The organism is Oscillatoria nigro-viridis PCC 7112 (genome assembly GCF_000317475.1).
Lineage (GTDB): Bacteria > Cyanobacteriota > Cyanobacteriia > Cyanobacteriales > Microcoleaceae > Microcoleus > Microcoleus nigroviridis.
The window spans coordinates 3,104,406-3,122,295 of sequence record NC_019729.1 but is presented as its reverse complement, the minus strand read 5'-3'; the positions used below and the strand labels follow the sequence as shown (position 1 = coordinate 3,122,295).

General features: G+C 45.4%; 18 protein-coding genes. 4 read left to right on the top strand and 14 right to left on the bottom strand.

Annotation, left to right across the window (positions count from 1 at the left end):
* Positions 1-2 precede the first annotated feature (2 nt).
* From OSC7112_RS13240 to rimI, 3 genes are all read right to left on the bottom strand, one after another.
* Entirely contained in the window at positions 3-530 is a 528-nt protein-coding gene (locus tag OSC7112_RS13240; RefSeq protein WP_015176370.1) for a hypothetical protein, read from the bottom strand.
* 292 nt (positions 531-822) lie between these two features.
* The gene (locus OSC7112_RS13235; RefSeq protein ID WP_015176369.1) at positions 823-1,386 is read right to left on the bottom strand and encodes a hypothetical protein; all 564 of its coding nucleotides are present in this window, start codon (positions 1,384-1,386) and stop codon (positions 823-825) included.
* A gap of 740 nt (positions 1,387-2,126) precedes the next feature.
* Positions 2,127-2,747, bottom strand: coding sequence for a ribosomal protein S18-alanine N-acetyltransferase (gene rimI / locus OSC7112_RS13225; RefSeq protein ID WP_015176367.1), 621 nt, complete (start codon positions 2,745-2,747; stop codon positions 2,127-2,129).
* Positions 2,748-2,927: 180 nt separating this feature from the next.
* Between rimI and lysA the strand changes: the two genes are divergently transcribed.
* From lysA to uppS, 3 genes are all read left to right on the top strand, one after another.
* Positions 2,928-4,346, top strand: coding sequence for a diaminopimelate decarboxylase (gene lysA / locus OSC7112_RS13220; protein WP_041623099.1), 1,419 nt, complete (start codon positions 2,928-2,930; stop codon positions 4,344-4,346).
* Between the two features lie 231 nt (positions 4,347-4,577).
* Positions 4,578-5,471 (top strand): diadenylate cyclase CdaA, encoded by an 894-nt coding sequence (cdaA, locus tag OSC7112_RS13215; RefSeq protein WP_015176365.1) that lies wholly within the window; start codon positions 4,578-4,580, stop codon positions 5,469-5,471.
* Between the two features lie 20 nt (positions 5,472-5,491).
* A complete protein-coding gene (gene uppS / locus OSC7112_RS13210) occupies positions 5,492-6,238 on the top strand; it encodes an undecaprenyl pyrophosphate synthase (protein WP_015176364.1) in 747 nt (248 codons plus the stop codon).
* Positions 6,239-6,397: 159 nt separating this feature from the next.
* Here uppS and OSC7112_RS13205 read toward each other — a convergent pair whose 3' ends face one another.
* The 6 genes from OSC7112_RS13205 to OSC7112_RS13180 form a co-directional block, all read right to left on the bottom strand.
* On the bottom strand, positions 6,398-6,670 hold the full coding sequence (locus OSC7112_RS13205) for a DUF3143 domain-containing protein (protein WP_015176363.1): 273 nt from the start codon (positions 6,668-6,670) through the stop codon (positions 6,398-6,400).
* A 90-nt stretch (positions 6,671-6,760) separates the two neighbouring features.
* Complete coding sequence (locus OSC7112_RS13200; protein WP_015176362.1) at positions 6,761-7,240, bottom strand: J domain-containing protein; 480 nt, start codon at positions 7,238-7,240, stop codon at positions 6,761-6,763.
* A gap of 278 nt (positions 7,241-7,518) precedes the next feature.
* Positions 7,519-8,073, bottom strand: coding sequence for an NIF family HAD-type phosphatase (locus tag OSC7112_RS13195; RefSeq protein ID WP_263053607.1), 555 nt, complete (start codon positions 8,071-8,073; stop codon positions 7,519-7,521).
* Between the two features lie 79 nt (positions 8,074-8,152).
* Positions 8,153-9,040, bottom strand: coding sequence for an Rpn family recombination-promoting nuclease/putative transposase (locus OSC7112_RS13190; protein ID WP_015176360.1), 888 nt, complete (start codon positions 9,038-9,040; stop codon positions 8,153-8,155).
* Positions 9,041-9,063: 23 nt separating this feature from the next.
* Entirely contained in the window at positions 9,064-10,686 is a 1,623-nt protein-coding gene (locus tag OSC7112_RS13185) for a chloride channel protein (RefSeq protein WP_015176359.1), read from the bottom strand.
* A 411-nt stretch (positions 10,687-11,097) separates the two neighbouring features.
* Complete coding sequence (locus tag OSC7112_RS13180; RefSeq protein WP_015176358.1) at positions 11,098-12,531, bottom strand: hypothetical protein; 1,434 nt, start codon at positions 12,529-12,531, stop codon at positions 11,098-11,100.
* A gap of 73 nt (positions 12,532-12,604) precedes the next feature.
* Here OSC7112_RS13180 and OSC7112_RS13175 point away from each other — a divergent pair, with 73 nt between their 5' ends.
* Positions 12,605-13,219, top strand: a complete 615-nt coding sequence (locus OSC7112_RS13175; protein ID WP_015176357.1) for a pentapeptide repeat-containing protein — start codon at positions 12,605-12,607, stop codon at positions 13,217-13,219.
* A gap of 236 nt (positions 13,220-13,455) precedes the next feature.
* Here OSC7112_RS13175 and OSC7112_RS13170 read toward each other — a convergent pair whose 3' ends face one another.
* The 5 genes from OSC7112_RS13170 to OSC7112_RS13150 form a co-directional block, all read right to left on the bottom strand.
* Positions 13,456-14,757 (bottom strand): hypothetical protein, encoded by a 1,302-nt coding sequence (locus tag OSC7112_RS13170; protein WP_015176356.1) that lies wholly within the window; start codon positions 14,755-14,757, stop codon positions 13,456-13,458.
* Between the two features lie 111 nt (positions 14,758-14,868).
* The gene (locus tag OSC7112_RS13165; RefSeq protein WP_015176355.1) at positions 14,869-15,750 is read right to left on the bottom strand and encodes an SH3 domain-containing protein; all 882 of its coding nucleotides are present in this window, start codon (positions 15,748-15,750) and stop codon (positions 14,869-14,871) included.
* Positions 15,751-15,771: 21 nt separating this feature from the next.
* Positions 15,772-16,542 (bottom strand): DUF2272 domain-containing protein, encoded by a 771-nt coding sequence (locus OSC7112_RS13160; RefSeq protein WP_015176354.1) that lies wholly within the window; start codon positions 16,540-16,542, stop codon positions 15,772-15,774.
* Positions 16,543-16,622: 80 nt separating this feature from the next.
* Complete coding sequence (locus OSC7112_RS13155) at positions 16,623-16,823, bottom strand: hypothetical protein (RefSeq protein ID WP_015176353.1); 201 nt, start codon at positions 16,821-16,823, stop codon at positions 16,623-16,625.
* A gap of 26 nt (positions 16,824-16,849) precedes the next feature.
* Positions 16,850-17,593: a penicillin-insensitive murein endopeptidase gene (locus tag OSC7112_RS13150; RefSeq protein ID WP_015176352.1), complete on the bottom strand. Its 744-nt coding sequence runs from the start codon at positions 17,591-17,593 to the stop codon at positions 16,850-16,852.
* Positions 17,594-17,890: the final 297 nt, after the last annotated feature.

Genomic DNA, 17,890 nt, shown 5'->3' with positions numbered 1-17,890 from the left:
GACTAACCCTTTCTCGACTTTCTCCACAGGTGAACCCCACCCAAGCCCAAGAAAGCCAACAATGAGGAGAAGGGGGAGGAGTTCTCCGGTACGGGAGTAGGTTCAGGACTAGGTTCGTTTGTTGTTTCTAAGGTCACAACCCCATCACCTCCAATAGTTCCATTTCGCAATGCGAAATTAAATGCCTTGGGATCTCCGAACATCAGTCCGTCTTTTCCAGACGCAGAAAAAATTTGTAAGCCAAATTGAGTGGGAATTCCGTTCTCAAAAGCCAAAACTGGAGCGTCTGGAAATCCATCAACATCACTGGCAGTATAGGTGACAGGAGTTAAGCCATCAGCAAAATTCAGAAATTTAAAGTTAAAGGATAGCAGTCCCGCTAGATCCCCATTTCCACCATTAATGGTCATGTGTTCCGTGCCGACTTTGGTCAGGTGTGTATCGTCGTAGGCGAAGTCACCCGTGTAGACCCCCGCGAAGTCGCCCTTACTTACGTTGACTTTGATTGTGCCTCCTATTGTGGCTGCCATAGCGGTCGCTCCTCCAAATGTGGATATTAAATATGTTCCCAGGATAGCGGTCAGTCCATATTTTATGTTCATTAGATATTCCTGTTTTGAAAGGCTTAACCCACAGCAGTGAGTTTGTTTTTATTTGTAGCAGCAATTAACGAAAACAACATCTTGGGATACAGATTAAAGCTTGCTAGCGGTATTGTAAACCCGTAAATATACTAGAGTTTTTGAGCCAAAGTCATGAGATATTTTTTAAATGTAAGTAATTCTATTTACGCCCCGCTTCAAGTTATGTTGCTAAAGATGATTAATTGTTTCCCTTTCTCGACTTTTTCCAGAAGTGAACTCCACCCAAGCTCAAAAAAGCCAACAATGAGGCCAAGGGGGAGGCGTTCTCTGGTACAGGAGTCGGTTCAGGAGGAGATTCGTTAATTTCTAAGGTCACACCCCCATTACCTGAAACAGTTCCATTTCGCAAGACGAAAAAAAATGCCCCAGGATCTACAAACATAAATCCGTTATTTCCCCCCCAAACTCCGCCATCATTTCCTGGAGCAACTTGGATGCCAAATTGAGTGGGAAGTCCGTTCGAGAAAGCCAAAACAGGAGCGTCTGGGAAGTCGTAAACATCTTTTGCAGTATAGGTGACAGGAGTTAAACCTGTAGCAAAATCCAGAAATCTAAAGTTAAAAGATAGTAGTCCCGACCGAGTTTGATAGTCACCACCATTGACCGTCATGAACTCCTCGCCAACTTTGGTTAGATGTGTATCGTCGTAGGAAAAGTCACCGGTGTAGACACGACCCGCGAAGTCGGGATCGTTGACGTTGACGACGTTGACTTTGATTGTGCCTCCTATTGTGGCTGCCATAGCGGGATCTCCTCCTAATGTGGATATTAAATATGTTCCCAAGATAGCGGTCAGCCCATATTTTATGTTCATTAGATATTCCTGTTTTGAAAGGCTTAACCCACAGCAGTGAGTTTGTTTTCGTCTGTAGCAGCAATTAACGAAAACAACATTTTGAGATACAGATTAAAGCTTTTTTGCGGTATTTGATACCGTAAATTTACTAGAGTTTTTGAACCCAAATCATAAAATATTTTTTAAACGTAAGTAATTATATCTAGATCCAGCTTCAAGTTAGGTTGGTAAAGATGATTAATTGTTTGCCTTTTTAGACTTTCTCCAGAAGTGAACTCCACCCAAGCCATATTTTATGTTCATTAGATATTCCTGTTTTGAAAGGCTTAACCCACAGCAGTGAGTTTGTTTTCATTTGTAGCAGTCATTAACGAAAACAACATCTTGAGATACAGATTCAAGTTTCCGAGCGGTATTGTAAATCCTTAAATTTACTATAGTTTTTGAACCAAAATCACTAGAGGTGTTGAAAATATTAGTAATTATATTAAACAGTCGTGGACGCACTTCGACAAAAGAAACCGGGTTTTTTACCGAGTTTACGGGCGACAACGAAGTATTGTCGTAAAAACCCGGTTTCTCAACTCCCATGCGTAAGTCCTACCGATAAAAAAAACCGGGTTTAAGAGCGAATCTGCGGGCTGCAACCTGTGTATTTTCGTCCATCAACCCGGTTTCTGGGGCCCTCATGCTCGCAACTCAAAATTATCGATCGCCAAATGCCAATTTTTCTGATTGAGCCGATCGCACATCTGCACTTTCTCAACCGCCAAATATCGCTGAAATTCCGGTTTTTCCAGACCGCTGCGCCACATCACCAGAGCATCTTCTCCGGTGTCTTCGTAATATCGTTTGCGCCGTCCCGCTTCTTTAAAACCAAACTTTTTATACAGAGAAACTGCCGCCAAATTAGAATCCCGCACTTCTAAAGTTGCTCGCTCTAATTGTCTGTTGCGAGCCGATTTTAGCAAAGCCAAAAGCAGAGCTTGTCCCAAACCCTGACGTTGAAACTGAGGATGAATTGCCAGCATTATAATGTGAGCTTCCTCTAAAATTGCCCACAAACAACCGATACCAATGAGAGTTGGCGGAATCTGTAGGGGCGGTGCCCCCGTGCCCGCCCGGTTTTGAGCTGATTCACAGTCGTCAGTTTCCCATGTCCAAAGACCTAATAAATCGCTGTTAGGACTGTCTAACTCGCGCCTGTAGCCTTCGATCGCCCAAAGTCCGCCAAAACAAAGTCGATCGAGTTCGACTGCACTGTTGAGGTGTTCTGCAGCGAGATGTTTAATTTGTAGAAAACGCACAGTCGATTTTAAATTTTAGATTTTAGATTTTAGATTTGATAATTACTCACTGCAAGGATGCTCCAGTTCGATCGAGTCTCAGTCAGTCAGCCTGCTTGCGGAATGAATCTGGGGGCAACTGACCCAATTGCTTGCCGTCAATTGTACACTGGGAAAGACCGTAAGGATAGTTATTGCGCGATGGTATCAACTCAATCTTTCGGGGTGGAATCGGGACTTAAGTATCTGTCTGAGTCTCAACAAGCCCTGCAAACTCGATCGCCCAATCAAGAACTGTTACCGCTGACAGCCAGTGTTAACAGCAGCGATCGGTTGGAAATCGGAGGCTGCGAGGTAACAGCTTTGGTGGAGCAATTTGGCTCGCCGTTGTATATTTTAGACGAAGAAACGTTGCGGGCGGCTTGTACCCAGTACCGGGATGCTTTTAAGCGTTACTATCCGGGCGAATCTCAAGTGCTCTATGCTTCTAAAGCTTGGAGTTGTTTGGCAGTTTGCGCGATCGCAGCTTCGGAAGGTTTAGGCATAGATGTCGTATCCGCCGGAGAAATCCACACTGCACTGCAAGCCGGCGTGGGTCCCGACAAAATCTACTTCCACGGTAACAATAAGTCCCGCGAGGAACTCCAGCTAGCTGTCGAAAGCGGCTGTATTACCGTAGCCGACAATTGGCGGGATTTAGAGACTCTAGCAGAGTTGGGACAATTGGGTGTCAGCAGCCTCACAGGTGGGCCGACACGAGTTATGGTGCGGTTTACTCCTGGAATTGAGTGTCACACCCACGAGTACATTCAAACTGGTCAAATCGACAGTAAATTTGGATTCGATCCCAACTCGCTCGATCGAGTATTTACTTTCATCAGCCAACAGCCGTCCTTATTTTGCGTGGGAGTGCACGCTCACATCGGCTCTCAGATTTTTGAACTGCAACCCCATGACGATTTAGCTGAAGTCATAATTCATGCCTTGACAAAAGCACTTAGTTATGGTTTACCAGCAACAGAAATTAATATTGGCGGCGGGTTAGGCATTCGCTATACTGAAGCGGACGATCCTCCCAGCATTGAAGATTGGGCTCGTACAATTTGCTCCGCAGTGGTAGCAGCTTGCGAGCGGCAGCAATTGCCATTACCGAAATTGCTTTGCGAACCGGGTCGATCGCTCATCGGTACAGCCTGCGTCACTGCTTATACCGTTGGCTCTCAAAAAGTCATTCCGGGAATGCGGACTTATTTAGCTGTGGATGGAGGTATGTCGGACAATCCGCGTCCTATTACCTATCAATCAGTTTATCGAGTCCTCGCAGCCGGTAAAATGTCTGCTCCCTTAACGGAAACAGTGACCATTGCTGGGAAACACTGCGAGTCAGGCGATGTTCTGATTAAAGATGCCAAATTGCCAGAGTGTCATGCCGGAGATGTCCTCGCCGTTACGGCCACAGGGGCATACAATTACAGTATGGCTTCTAACTACAACCGAGTACCCCGACCGGCCGCGGTTTTAGTGAGAAAAGGGGAAGTTAACACGATTATACAGCGGGAAACTTACCAGGATTTGCTGAGGCTTGACCGCCTTCCTGAACGACTCGGAACTCAAAAGTAAAAACTTAGAAGTTAAAAGTTAAAAGTTAAAAGTAAAGACAATCCATGTTTACTTAGTGATGATTGCTTTTTCACTTTTAACTTTTGCCTTGTTCAGTCATGCGATTGGATTGACACTCCCCGGTCTAAAAACGTGGGGATTTTCAGCATATTCCTTATAACAACTGTTCATGGTTCACGGGTTCGAGTGCATCACGGTTCGCGGTTCACAGGCGGTAGCGTTCGATGAACCATGAACAATCAACAATCTGGCTATGACTTTGGCCTCGTTCAGTCCTTACTGATTCAAGCGATCGATATTGGACTGGTTTTTGCCCTTGCGTATTTGGTGCTCGTCATTGTTGGGGAGCGCAGAACGCTGTGGATGGTAAGGGGATTTATTATTTTGATGCTGGCGGCGGCGGTGAGCAACTGGGCTGGATTAAGGCTGTTGCACGTTGCGCTCAATAGCTTGGTGACTGGTTCGGCTGTGGCAATGGCGGTAATATTGCAGTCGGAGTTTCGTCGATTTCTGGAACAATTGGGTCGGGGGGAAATTCGGCAATTGTTTGGACGCGATCGCCGACCAACTCCCGAACCGGACAGCGTAATAGATGAAATTGTGGACGCCGTAAAAGAACTTTCGCAAAACCGCACGGGCGCTTTACTAATTGTAGAAACAGATTCTCCGATCGACGATCGAGATTTTTCGGTGCCGGGATTAAAGCTAAATGCTGAAGTTTCTAAAGAATTGTTGCAGACGATCTTTCAGCCGCAAACTTTGCTGCACGACGGAGCAGTTTTGATTCGAGGTTCGCGGATCGTGTCGGCGGGGGTAATTTTGCCTTTGTCCGATCGCAGTGCGTCGCGGCAGTTGGGAACTCGCCACCGGGCGGCGATGGGGATTACGGAACGGGTGCAAGCTTGCGTGTGCGTGGTGGTGTCGGAGGAAACGGGTTCTATTTCTTTAGCCCAGATGGGAACTTTAAATCGACCTTTGACTAGCAGCAAACTTAAGGAATTGCTGGAAGCAAAGCTGTTTCCGTCCGAGGGAGAAAGAGCTGTGCCTCCAATTCCGATCGGCAATCTCGGACGCCAGATAGGATTGAAGGGAGTGACGCTATTAAAACGGATACTGCGCCGTTAGTCGGGTAATCGGGAGAAACCATGAGTCAAGGAATTTGCTTGGAAAAGTTGCCGGAGGATCTGCAACAGGAACTACTGCCTAAGCACATAGCAGTGATTATGGACGGGAACGGGCGCTGGGCTAAGAAGAAGGGGTTGCCGCGGATTGCGGGACACCGCCGAGGAGCTAGCACTTTGAAGGAACTGCTGCGCTGCTGCAAAGATTGGGGGATTCCAGCTTTAACGGCCTATGCTTTTTCGACGGAGAATTGGGGGCGGCCGGCCGGGGAAGTGGATTTTTTAATGAGTTTGTTTGAGGGAAAGTTGCGGCAAGAATTGCGGGAGATGGTGGACGAGGACGTGCAAATTCAATTTATGGGGAATTTGCAGGCTTTGCCGAAGTCTTTGCAAGCGGAAATCGAGCGTTCTGTGACAGCCACTCAGCACAATCAGGGGATTTTGTTTACGGTGGCGACGAATTACGGGGGGCGTCAGGAGATTGTACAAGCTTGTCGGGCGATCGCCACTCAGGTGAAAGAGGGCAAGTTGCAGCCGGAGGAGATTGATGAGGTTTTATTTAAACGCTATTTGTATACTGCTGATGTTTGCGATCCGGATTTGCTGATCCGGACGAGCGGGGAAATGCGGTTGAGCAATTTTTTACTATGGCAAATGGCTTATTCGGAAATTTACATTACTGAGACGCTGTGGCCGGATTTCGATCGATCGGAGTTTCACCGCGCTTTGTCTGATTATCAGAAGCGCAGCCGCCGATTTGGCAAAGTCTAAGGATTTTGGATTTGAGATTTGGGATTTTTTGGTTGATTTTTCCGTTTCCAAGTAGGTGTCGATTCTGAGCGAGCATCTCATCTCCTGCTCAAAATAACGATTTTAGATTTTAGATTGGAGGACAAATCTAAAATCTAAAATCTAAAATCTAAAATCAAATTAGGGGCCGGAGAAAACGGCCGCTTCAATGTCCTGACGTGAGAGGGAGTATTTGAATGCTCGCTGAATGTCTTGGCCGTCGGTTCCAGCATCGATGTAGCGGACGGTGAGTTGGTCGATATCGAGGGACAGTTCTGCTTTCCATGTAAGTTGCTCGATCTGCCAGCAGTGGAGTTCTCGCCGATCTTGCCGGCAGCCGCGGCTTTTTAGCCACTGCTCGATTTCCGGGAGTGGATGGTTGTACAAAGGAGTGTCAGCGGAAGGAAGAGTCATGGGATTTTAGATTTTAGATTTTGGATTTTAGATTGGGGATTTCCGATTGAGGATTTCCGATTGAGGATTGGGGATTGGGGATTTGAGGGGTTAATTGCCGCGAATTAAGCCGATCGCGATCGCCAGTACCAAACATCCGATTAAGCTAGCTCCCATGATAAACAGAGCGAACATTTCTCCGGGGGAAAGAGGTCGATCCGTGGGATCTAGGTAAGCGGAGTTGGAAGTTTTTTTGCCCGATCCCGAAACCGGAGTATTGAAGCCTGGGGGTGGCCCAATCACGTTCAGGCGAGAATAGCCTATTGTGAGGTCGTAGGCGAGGCGACGTTCTGGGTTGCTGAGGGTGGCGTAGGCGTTGTTGAGCTGCTGAAATTTGGCGGTGGCGACTGCGGGTGGCAGCTCGGTGGTATCGGGATGGTAGAGTTTGCTCAGTTCCCGGTACGATCGCCGAATTTCGATCGGCGATGCGGAAGGATGCAGCCCTAACAAGCCGTAGTAACTAGAACCCAAGGGGGTTTTGCCGGGTCTTTTCTGACTTTTGCTGTTTGCCGTTCCCTCGTTAGGAGTCACCTCAGCGCCTCTGGGCTTGTTGTTTATAATTTTTGATTATTTTAGAGCAAATTTGAGGGTAGCGCCACTGTCTGCGATGTCGAGGGGTTGAGGGTGGGCGATCGGCGACGGCAAGTAACATCAAACTCAGCACCAAGATATTCAGGCCGTCTGCTTCATCAATTTGTTATGCGAGTTGACGAAGTGTTTGAGATATCTGATATCAATTCCGGTTAGATCGGAATGATTAAACCACAGAGGACACAGACAAAGAGAAGAGAGAGATAATAATTCCGATGTCAACGGATTTGATATGACTCACCGATCGCTCTGATCAGCCTATTTCGCCAGAACCTTTTCTCGACACTGCGGATATTTTCTTCATATCTGAGTTGATCCAAGTAAAGCAGCAAATACTTCAATTCATCATCCGTCTCCTCCCCCTCAAAAGGGTTTACTCGCACCAGATTGCCGTAGCTGCGCTCCCACTTTTGAGGCGTATCATCCACTGCAATGATTGACTCTAGACGATACCCTTTGCGCTTGACCTTTTTGATATTTTTCCGATTGTAATATTCAAACCATTCAAGATCGCAAGCAACTGTGCAGCGATCGCTTGCCCACACAAACGATAAAGTTTTAGGATTTTCAAAGATGGCTGACACAATTGCGATCGCATAAGACGGCGTAGAAGATGTCCAAACTGCAACCTCAAACCAGTCTAAGCAATTTTTCAAAAAGACATCAAGAAACGGTCGTTTGTAAATGTGATATGGATCTACTAAAAAGTCAGCTTGCCGAGGTAGAGATGCTTCGCTAGCATAAATTAAAGTTTCATCAAGATCGAGAATCAATAGTTTTTTCCTATAATCCATAATCAAAAATCGTTCATCACTCTGTCTAGCTCCACTTCCTGTAGCCAATTACTTTAAACTAGGAATCGCTTTCTCGCAAATTCCCTACATCCTCAACGCTAAGCCCCGTAACTTGGGCGATCGTGGCATTATCTAGCTGTGAAAGTAATTGTCGGGCGATCGCGATCGCCTTTTCTCGCATTCCTTGTTCTCGTCCTTGTTCTATACCTTGTTCTATACCTTGTTCTATGCCGTCCTGAACGGCCTTAATAATTGCTCCCTGTTGGTCGTAAATAAACTGTTCTCTTCTGTCCAAATCTTCCACTTCCTCTCGGCTCAAACTGGCTTGGTTCGCAATATTAAATGCTTGATGTATTTCCGGTACGCTATCCATTGTTTCTGGAACCGATGTCAGACTTCTGGCATTTTTCATAAAATAAATCCATTTGTCTGCTAAAGTTTCAAGTTCCTCCTGTCCTTTGGTAAACTTGGGCAACTCTACAAACACTAAATCCAGCTCGTTTTCGGGATAAGTCAAATTGGTCTTGACTTCTTTGAACACAAATCGGGAAATAAATTGTGGGCTGTTAGGAAACATTTCAAAATCAGTAATTGTCAGAGCAATTACTGGCTTCAGCATTCGATATCCTTGGGCTGCTTCCAATTGAAAAGCGTAAGTCTTCGCTGCATTGTACAAAACTCGCTTGCCAAAAGACTGGACGTTGAGCACCTGCATTTCAATAATTACTAAAGTGCCATCGCTGAGTTTGGCTTTCACATCCAGATAACTATCTTTTAAGCCTTCTAGTTTGGGCGGCAGATTCTGGTTGATAATTTCTAAGTCTTCAATCGTGGGATTGCCTTCATAAATTATAGCGTTGAGAAAGCTAATTAGAATGTCTTTGCTTTCTGAGGAACCGAAAATTTTTTTGAAGGCGTAATCGGTTTTAGGGTTGATAAATATCATAGTTGTCAGATTTAGATCTGAGGTTATTGGTTTTGTGACGAACCAACGGGATTGGATCTGGGTAAAACTGCTGATTTTGTTTCAGGTAATGGTTTGACATTTTCTGGCAAATGTGCGTTAGCGATCGCCAGCACGGGCTCATCGTCGCTGTGTTCGTCATCAATGGGAATTTGGCAAGAAATCAGTTCTGTGACGATGCGATCGCCCAGAACATCTTCCCAATCTTGCAACTGTTCTCTGGCTGTGATCGGTGTATTGACAGCCACGTCTACGCCCATTTGCTGAAGGTTGAGGCTGTGGGCTGTCGATCGGCGGTTGACCCACTCCACCAGCCAAACGCTCAATCCGACTGCTGCCATCAAAGGCAAGACAATCCGGTAATCGCGGGTTAATTCAAACATCAACAGGATGGCTGTCAGCGGTGCTCTGGCGCTGCCGGCGAGGACGGCGGCCATTCCCACCATGGCGTAGGCGGCAGGGCCGGCGACTCGATCGCTCATTGCCGGCAGCATTTCCAAAAACAGGCCGTAAGCCGAACCCAAGGAAGCTCCCAAAAACATCGCCGGAGCGAATATACCGCCCACTAAACCGCTGCCGAGGCTGATTGCTGTCATCGCCAGTTTGACAAACAGCAGCAGCAGCAGCAAAGGCAAGGAAAATTTAACATCTTGGAGCATTGCTTGGACTGTTTCGTAGCCGACACCCAAAATTTGAGGAAATTGCAGGGCGACTAAGCCGACGCAGACCCCGCCGATGATGGGCTGAAGCGGTCGGGGCAGTCGTCCGAGCCAAGCAAATCCTCGGACTTTTCCTTGAAAACAGCGATCGGCTAATTGAATTGCTTCTGTGTACGCTAGAGACACTCCGCTCGCTAAAAGTCCCAATCCCATGTACAGAGGCAGTTCTAGGGGGCTGCGGACATCGTAGATCGGCAAAGCAAAGGCCGGCTGAGCTCCCAAGCAGATTTGAGCGATCAGCGCCGAAACTACGGCGGAGAGCAAGACAACGCTGACTGACGAAGTGGCGAAGGTGCTGCCGAGCACGACTTCTAAGGCAAAGAACACTCCGGCGATGGGAGAGTTAAACCCGGCGGATAAACCTGCTGCTGCTCCCGCGCCGAGGAGCAAGCGCTGCCGTTCTGGGGAGAGCTGCAAGACTTGAGCCAGCAGCATTCCGAAGTTGGCGCCGATTTCGACGCTGGGGGCTTCCGGGCCGAGGGAGGCGCCGGTGCCGAGGGAAACTGAGGCTGCCACCATTTTGGTGATGGGTTTGAGGGGGGAGAGTTCTTGCAGGCCGCGGGTGGCTGCAATTAAGGAAGACATATTCGGGCCAAAGTCCCGAAACCGCCACCGCATCAGCCCGATGATGACTCCGCCGAGGGTGGGAATGCAGGCTAGCGTCCAAGAGCCTTTCGACGCGATCGCCCCCATGAAGTCTTCCAGCATCAGGCTGTGGATGAAGTGGATGAGGTAGTGAAAAGTGACGACGCCTGCACCCGTAACTCCCCCGATGACTAGGGACAGGATGAGCAAGAGGCTTTCTGGGCTTGGGTGCAGGCGGTTGAATAGCGGGCTTAGGCTGGAGGCTTGGGGAGTTGCTGCGGTTGGCCCGGGTGGCTGCTGATCCACAGGATGGGTGGCTCTCATTTAGCGGTTAATTCTTCTGTGAGAAGTTATATAAATATTACAATTTATTTCTTATTTTCATTTTGAGTGATTTTAGGGGAATTGACAACTTAATTAAGGCGTATTTTAGGGTAATTTTTTGGGGCTGGCTGCTGGGGTGGAATGACTGATTCTGAGGAGCGGCGGATTTGGCGTGATTGTATGCTCAGTTACATTCAAACTGAGATATAACCTGGCGATAATGCTAATTAACTATATTTACCGTGTGGGTGGTTATGCCGATCGCATCAGTGAACTCGCCATATCATATAACTCACTGCAAAACAACTTTCAAATTAAATAATTGACGATTGGAGATTTTACCTGACAACCAGAAATCTCAAACCACACATCTCAAATCTCCCATTTTAAATCTCTCGCTCGCGCATCATATCACCTCGGTTGTTGACTGGACGGGATTCTTGGTCTGGGTTTGGCGATCGACATTAGCGGATCGCCGATGGTGGCGACTTTCCAGGGTGGGGATTCTAGCTGGCGTGCTGCGATTAAAAAGGGTGCTCCTCGCTTTAGGCGATCGACCATTAAGTTAGATGGAATAAATGCAGATAAAAAAGGTTCGTTGACGCTGCCAATATATGCGTAAGCACCATTCTCTAGCCACCTTCCGGCAACAGTGTTTGTGTCATCTGGGGCTGCTGCTGACCAACTGTGGATCATGTGGATTGCTGCGGGGAATTGGAGTTTTGGTATGTCTTCAACTGAAGCGTCGCCGTTGCCGACTTGGAATGATTTTGGATAGCCTTTGGAATTCATTAATATTAAGTCAAATGTCCACGGTTTTGAGGCTAAACTCCGCCACTTTTCCAGGCTAGATTGTGGTTGCTGCACTACTTCGACATTCAAACCTATGGTTTTTAGTCCGCTAGCTGCTTCCTCCATTTCATATTTTCCCCAATTTCCTTCCTTGGGGTAACTGTCATAAAGCATGGCTGTTTCGGTATCGAGAAATATGGCACACATGGCTTGATAGATCGATCGTACCTCGGAACCGTAAATCCAGCCAACAGTCGCCCAGCGTTCGCCGTTGGGGTGTCTTCCCAAACCGTCGGTAACGGCTAGTTGTTCGTCTGGTTTTTCAGGAGATTGATATTTGACTGCTAGTTGGCGTACTATGGTTATTGTGTCGATCGGGTCTGCGAGTTGAGAATAAAAAAAACCGGTTGATTCGACGGCTTTTGTAACTGCTAGTTGCAGAGTTTTCCACTGTGTGTTATTGAGGGTATCGTTGGGTTTTCCGAAGTTGCCTTCTAGAAATACTAAAGGTTGGCCGTGAGCGGCTGCTAAGGCAACTGCTGCTGAGCGTGCGGGGTCGTTTTCTGCTGTGATTACTACTCCTGGGGGTTCCCAGCCGAGTTGCTTCCATTTTGCTTTTAAGGTTGGAGTATCGGTGGCATTCCAGGCTGCTGCTGCGCTGTTGAGCATTAATTGCTGGAGTTTTTGATTTTTTGGCAGTTGCTGTTTGATGCTGGGCAAACGGACTATTTCTTCGGGTTGAAAGCGCTGCAAAAACATGGGCGCATATTTTTTGTCTTCGATGAGAATAGGCCAGTTTCCTTTGAGATTCCATTTTTGGATTTCTGCTAAGAATGTGGCTTCGTCGGGTACTAAAACTACGCGGTTGACTGTTGGTATATTGTCGCGGAGGATGGCTGCTCGGAGGCCTGTTTGAATTGGCCAGGGTTCTTGTTTTGCTGAGGCGGGAAGTTGAAAGGGTTTTTTGAAAAGGCGATCGCACCCGACACCGATTATTGCTAAGCTTACAATAAGTGCGATCGTCAGGAATTTAAATTTTAACTGTTTTTTCATAGGGGCAGGAGAAAGAAGGAACTAGGTTATAAATACGAACAATTATCGAAATATTTTTAGGGGCGGCAAGCGGATGTTTCGAGGCGTGGGACAAAGGAAAGTTGTAAGTGCGATCGGGTTGGCAACTTTTAGTATTATTGCATTAGCAGCTACAGGTTTAATAATTTTCGCAGCGAACCGTTCGTCAGTCAAGCATCAAGTCCGGCAATTGCTGACAGCGAGGGAATGTCAAGGTTGCAATCTTTCCGGGGCGAATTTGAGCGAAGTTTTTCTGGAAGGCGTCAATTTAGAAAAAGCCAACCTTAAAGATGCGAATTTGTGGAGCGCGCATTTGGTAAACGCTAACTTGAAACAGGCAAATTTTGCTGGGGTTTACCTGATAAGCAGCAATTTAGCCGGGGCAAATTTGGAGGGAAGCAATCTAGAAAATGCGTTTTTAGAGGATGCTTATTTGGGAGGAAGTAATTTGAGAACTGCTAACTTAAGAGGTGCTTTTATGAAAGGTATTTTTCTCGTTAACGCTGATTTGGAAGGGGCGAATTTGGAGGGTGCTAATCTGTGGATGGCTAATCTGGAAAGTGCTAATTTGAAGGGTGCTAATCTGAGAAATGCTTGGCTGTTGGATACTAATTTGGCAGGGGCGAATTTAAAGGGTGCGGTGATGCCTGATGGTACGCCGCACGAATGAAAGTCAGTTGATAGTTGTCAGTTGATAGTGGACTCCGAAAGCAGTCATTAGCATTAGTCAGGAGAAAGAGCGATCGCGCCTGCAACCTTCATTTCCTGTTATTTGGTGAGGAGATGAAAGAGTGACGAGGTGCGATCGACATCCTAATAGCTAGCAGTTTGGTGTATTGTTGGCGATCGAACTAACGTTAGTGGTACTTAATCAAGATCTCTTGCCAATCCGTTCCAACACGATTTTTAGGTTGCATTTTCACTAATCACATCATTGCTGGGCTGAAGCTTGTCCAAAAACATTTGTCTGCACCATTCAACTTCTTGGGCTTCTCGAATTAACAGAGCAAATTCCTTGTAGAATTCAGGATCGTCAAAATGATTTGTATGTGAGCTAACAGGAGACTTTCCACTATCGTAAAGATCGTCTAAAACCTCTTTAATCAAAGGTTCAGCCGTGAAACTGAGATAATCGCTATCATCCCATAGATTCCACAAAATATTTAAATGATCCGATGGAAACTCAACTTTTTCTGATGAATGTTCGGCACCTACTTTTGTTGCTTCTAGTTCCAAAACTTCAACACCTAGATCGAGTTCAAGGAACTCCTGATTTGAACTAGCTGATTGTCCATCATCGTCTTGTTTGAAAACTTTCATCTCTTTGAACAAACCGACCTGGGATGCTGCTGCACACCAAAAATCAATATAAATATCCTTGTACTTATGCGTTGTATATTGTGGTAATTGAGACATTTGAGGTAAAAAGTAGCTCACTATGTCATAAACAATTTGTCCACCCATACTGTGGCTAAATACAATCAGCTTTTCACCTTTTGCAATCTTATCCTTGTGGGCTTTCTCCAAGGTATTAAGTAGCTGGTATGATATCTTTCCTGGATGATCTGCTGTACCCCGTTTAGCAAGATAGAAAAAAACATCACCCAGGAAGAGAGTCACACTTTCATTCAAAGGTTTCCGTAGAGGATCTACAAATCTGCCAAAAAAGTAACCTGGTAAGTCATGCAATTTTTTCCCTACTTCAGGTATCAGATCCAATAAGTATTCGGCTTTATCAGAATCAGGTATTTTCTGAAATTCTACAATCTTGCGATCTATCCAACCTTTCTTCCTCTTTAAAATTGCTTGAACTCTTTTATCATCCGGAAGACTTGACGTTCTGCCCTGACGCAATTGAACAGAAAGATCTCCCCAGAAAGCATTGTCAATCAAAACGTCGTCTGGATCACCAGATGCAGATATAACTGGGGCAATGTACTTCCTAAGATTCGCTCTAGTTTTCTCCCAAGCCTTCTCATATTTTGTGTCCATCCGACTAGAAACGCCATGCACAAAGATAATCGGCATAATCAAATCCTTATTTTCTATGTGGTTTAACTTTGAACAGTCTGAGCCGCTTTTGCTCTGCTTTAATTCAAATAATAAACCATCCCGATCGCCCTGTCGGTGAGAAAAAGTGACAGGCTTTTGTAAAGGTTTGTAAATTGTCGATCGAGAGCAAAGGGCGATCGCACCTGCAACCTTCATTTCCCCTTGTTTGGTGAGCAGATGAACGAGTGACGAGGTGCGATCGTCATCCTAATAGCCAGCAGCTTGGCGTACCGCTAGCGATCGAACTGATGGAGCAAATAATGGCGATCAAGGAACTGATTTAGCAAGCTGCAAGTATTCCCAAATATATTCACCGTAGTATTTCCCACTACTATCTCGAAATCCCTGTTTGAAACCCCTTGAAAAATCCACACTTCCACGATTGTAAGCAATAGCAACATATACTTTTTCAGTATCTGTTAAAGCTGTTTTTCCCGAACCATAGGCACGTTTAAGGGCCTCATTGAGTTCTTTAGTACACTTGCTTAAACAATTATCGAAGCTATACCAACGCTTTTGCAGAAAATAGTCAGGGTCTTTCTCAAAAAACTGTAAGTCAAGCTGAAAGATACCAAAGCCATGACAAAACTTATTAGGATAAGAATCTGCTACTTTTTTATAATCTTCGACATGAACACCCAAATCGACTAAAGCTTTGCGGGCAATCTTAAACATTTCATCCCCCTTAGTTACACTCAACAAAGCAGCTTTGTTCTTTGGAAATGCAGAGCGGTTAGGGGTATCCAGAGTATCACCAACGCAAAGTTTCAAAACCTCATCGACAGGTAATTTCTTATAAAGGTTTCCCCAAATATAGTAAGTTTCTTGCAAAGCGATCGCAGTTAGCATATCCAAACTAAAGGGAGTTCCCACAATCGCAGCTTCAATCTTACTTTTAAACTGCTCTTTAAACCAGCCGATCCCTTGAATCCTCTTAGGGGCAACCTCTAAAAATCGACTCGCGACAAATCCTTCTAAACGCTGTCCATCTTTAATAGTTAAAACTTTCCACCATGATTCATCTGCGGCTACACCTATCTTGGAAATCACATGACCTTTAGGTATTGATGTAATTTGATTATTTTCCTCTACCTGAGCTGATGAACGAATATTTAGACTGGTTGCGTTGACAATGTAGAGGTCTGCCATTTTAAACTCCCAAAATATTGTTTAGAGATTGTTTTTTAGAACACCGTAGACACTATTGACTTTTCTCAAAAAGCCATCATGATCCAATGGGTATGAAGTAATTGATACGGATTGATGCACATTCCCGCCAAGAGTCCGCACTTCTGAGTCTCGAACTTCGACAACAATATCGCAGTGACTTGTAAAGCCTCCCCTTGGCAAAGAAGCCATTGAAGTGATATGAACTCCATTTCTTGTACGGCAAACTAAATCACCAAGTTGAGGTTTATGTTCTTTCACTTCAAATCCCCAAAAAGGTGCTGTAGTAACATTGGCCTTACGTTTATCTACCGCATCATAAACATAGGTTGAGTGAGCAGATGCAAATTTAAAATCACGATAATTAGCAGCACGAGCGACGAAGGAAATCAATGCTGCTGACCAAGGTTGATCTCGGTCTCGACCGTCGAGATTTAAGTCAATTTTTGACCAATATTCCCCAACATATTTATAGTGAGGATCTTCATACTCTAATTTATTTCCTCGGTCAAATCGAAGCCATTCCTTAACAGCCGCACTGATTAATGCTTCTTTAGCTGCACTGACAGGTTGCCGTAAGAAAGCAGCACTCGCGAAACCTTGAAGTGTTGAACCATTGACAACAGTTTTAACTTCCCAAAACCGATCGGTCGGATTCCCTTCGATAACTTCTACCTCTTGAGCTAGCACTAAAGTGGTGATAATGTTTCCATCTTTAATCTCTGGAGAGCGACGTAAGTTTAGGCTATCCGGTTTAACTTTCATGACTACCATGCGATTTTTTCTCCTTATTTTGATGTTGATTGCAATCAAGTTGAGCCTCTTTTAAGCGAGGCTCTCGCAGCAATAAATGGTCAAAACATTTCTGTTACAATTTGACGAATAATTTCTGTCACAGCTAGGGCAATACTAGAGTCTACTCGAATTGCTTCGGCATTGGTACTCGATCTCTTAGCAGCACGCAATGTTAAAGCAAAAGACCTGAGTTTTGGATCGCTAGATGGCTCGTGTCGATCGATGAATTGGACAAACGCAGTAAGATTAGTAACATTCATTCATTCAAGCTGGAGCTTGCGATTTTCTATTGCCGTGGAGGTGGAATAATATCAATGTGTGCATGATTATCATGCCCTGCTGCATTGACACAAAGACCTTCTGTAATCAGGGTAAAGTCATTGAAAAAAATGCGCTTTATTTCATATTTGCTTTGATTTCGGATTGCTTTGAGCATTGCCCGCATTGCGTCTCGATCAAATTTAGAATCTGTAGATACAATGCGTCCTGACTGACCGTCTTTACGAGGCAACCGGATATCGCAAGATAGTCCAGTTTGATGGGTTGCGTGAACAGGTGTAATACCTCCTCTGGGCTTACTCAGGTCATTCGTTTGAATCAATGCAGCGTTTGGATGGCTAGAAAGATGAGTATTTAGGTAAAGTTGGGCAGCGGTTTGAATCGTTTCAATCATCCAGCTTGTGCCAAAATCATGATTATCGGGTTGCCGCTGGTCATGATTGATAAAGCCTTCAGCAGCAGAACCTTTTGGCATTTCTAACCATTGAGGTGCATTTGCTGCTTCTAGGAATTTAAGAGTGGGACCATTTAAGTCAATCCGACCGTCTCCAACAATAACGGTCTCTCCTTTGATAATTGATTGAAAAAGTTTAATGATGGCAATTGTTTCCGGGTATACTATCGAGTCTCGCGTTACTGGATAACCTAAATCGGCTAATCGATTTTTGACAGCAAGAACATCTTGAGCTTGATTTTTTCCATCTTTTCCTACACTACCATTGAGATTCAAACTTACTGAAAGTGATGGCATAGATTTTCACTCCTACCTTGAATAAATAAGCAGTCGAACTATTAATTGTCCCGTAGTTGTAGTACAAGACTCTTTCCGATCGGCTTATCTCGCACATCTGCGGTTTAACTCTGAACAGTCTGAACAGCTTGTGCTCTGGCTTAACTCAAAGAATAACCAACTCCGATCGCCCTGCCGGTGAGAAAAAGTGACTAGCTTTTGTAAACTTACGTAAACTCCTCAATCGATTTGAGATTTGAGATTGTGCAATTAACCTCATCCCCAATCCGGGTTAAATATCCCCCTTATTGCTCAGTC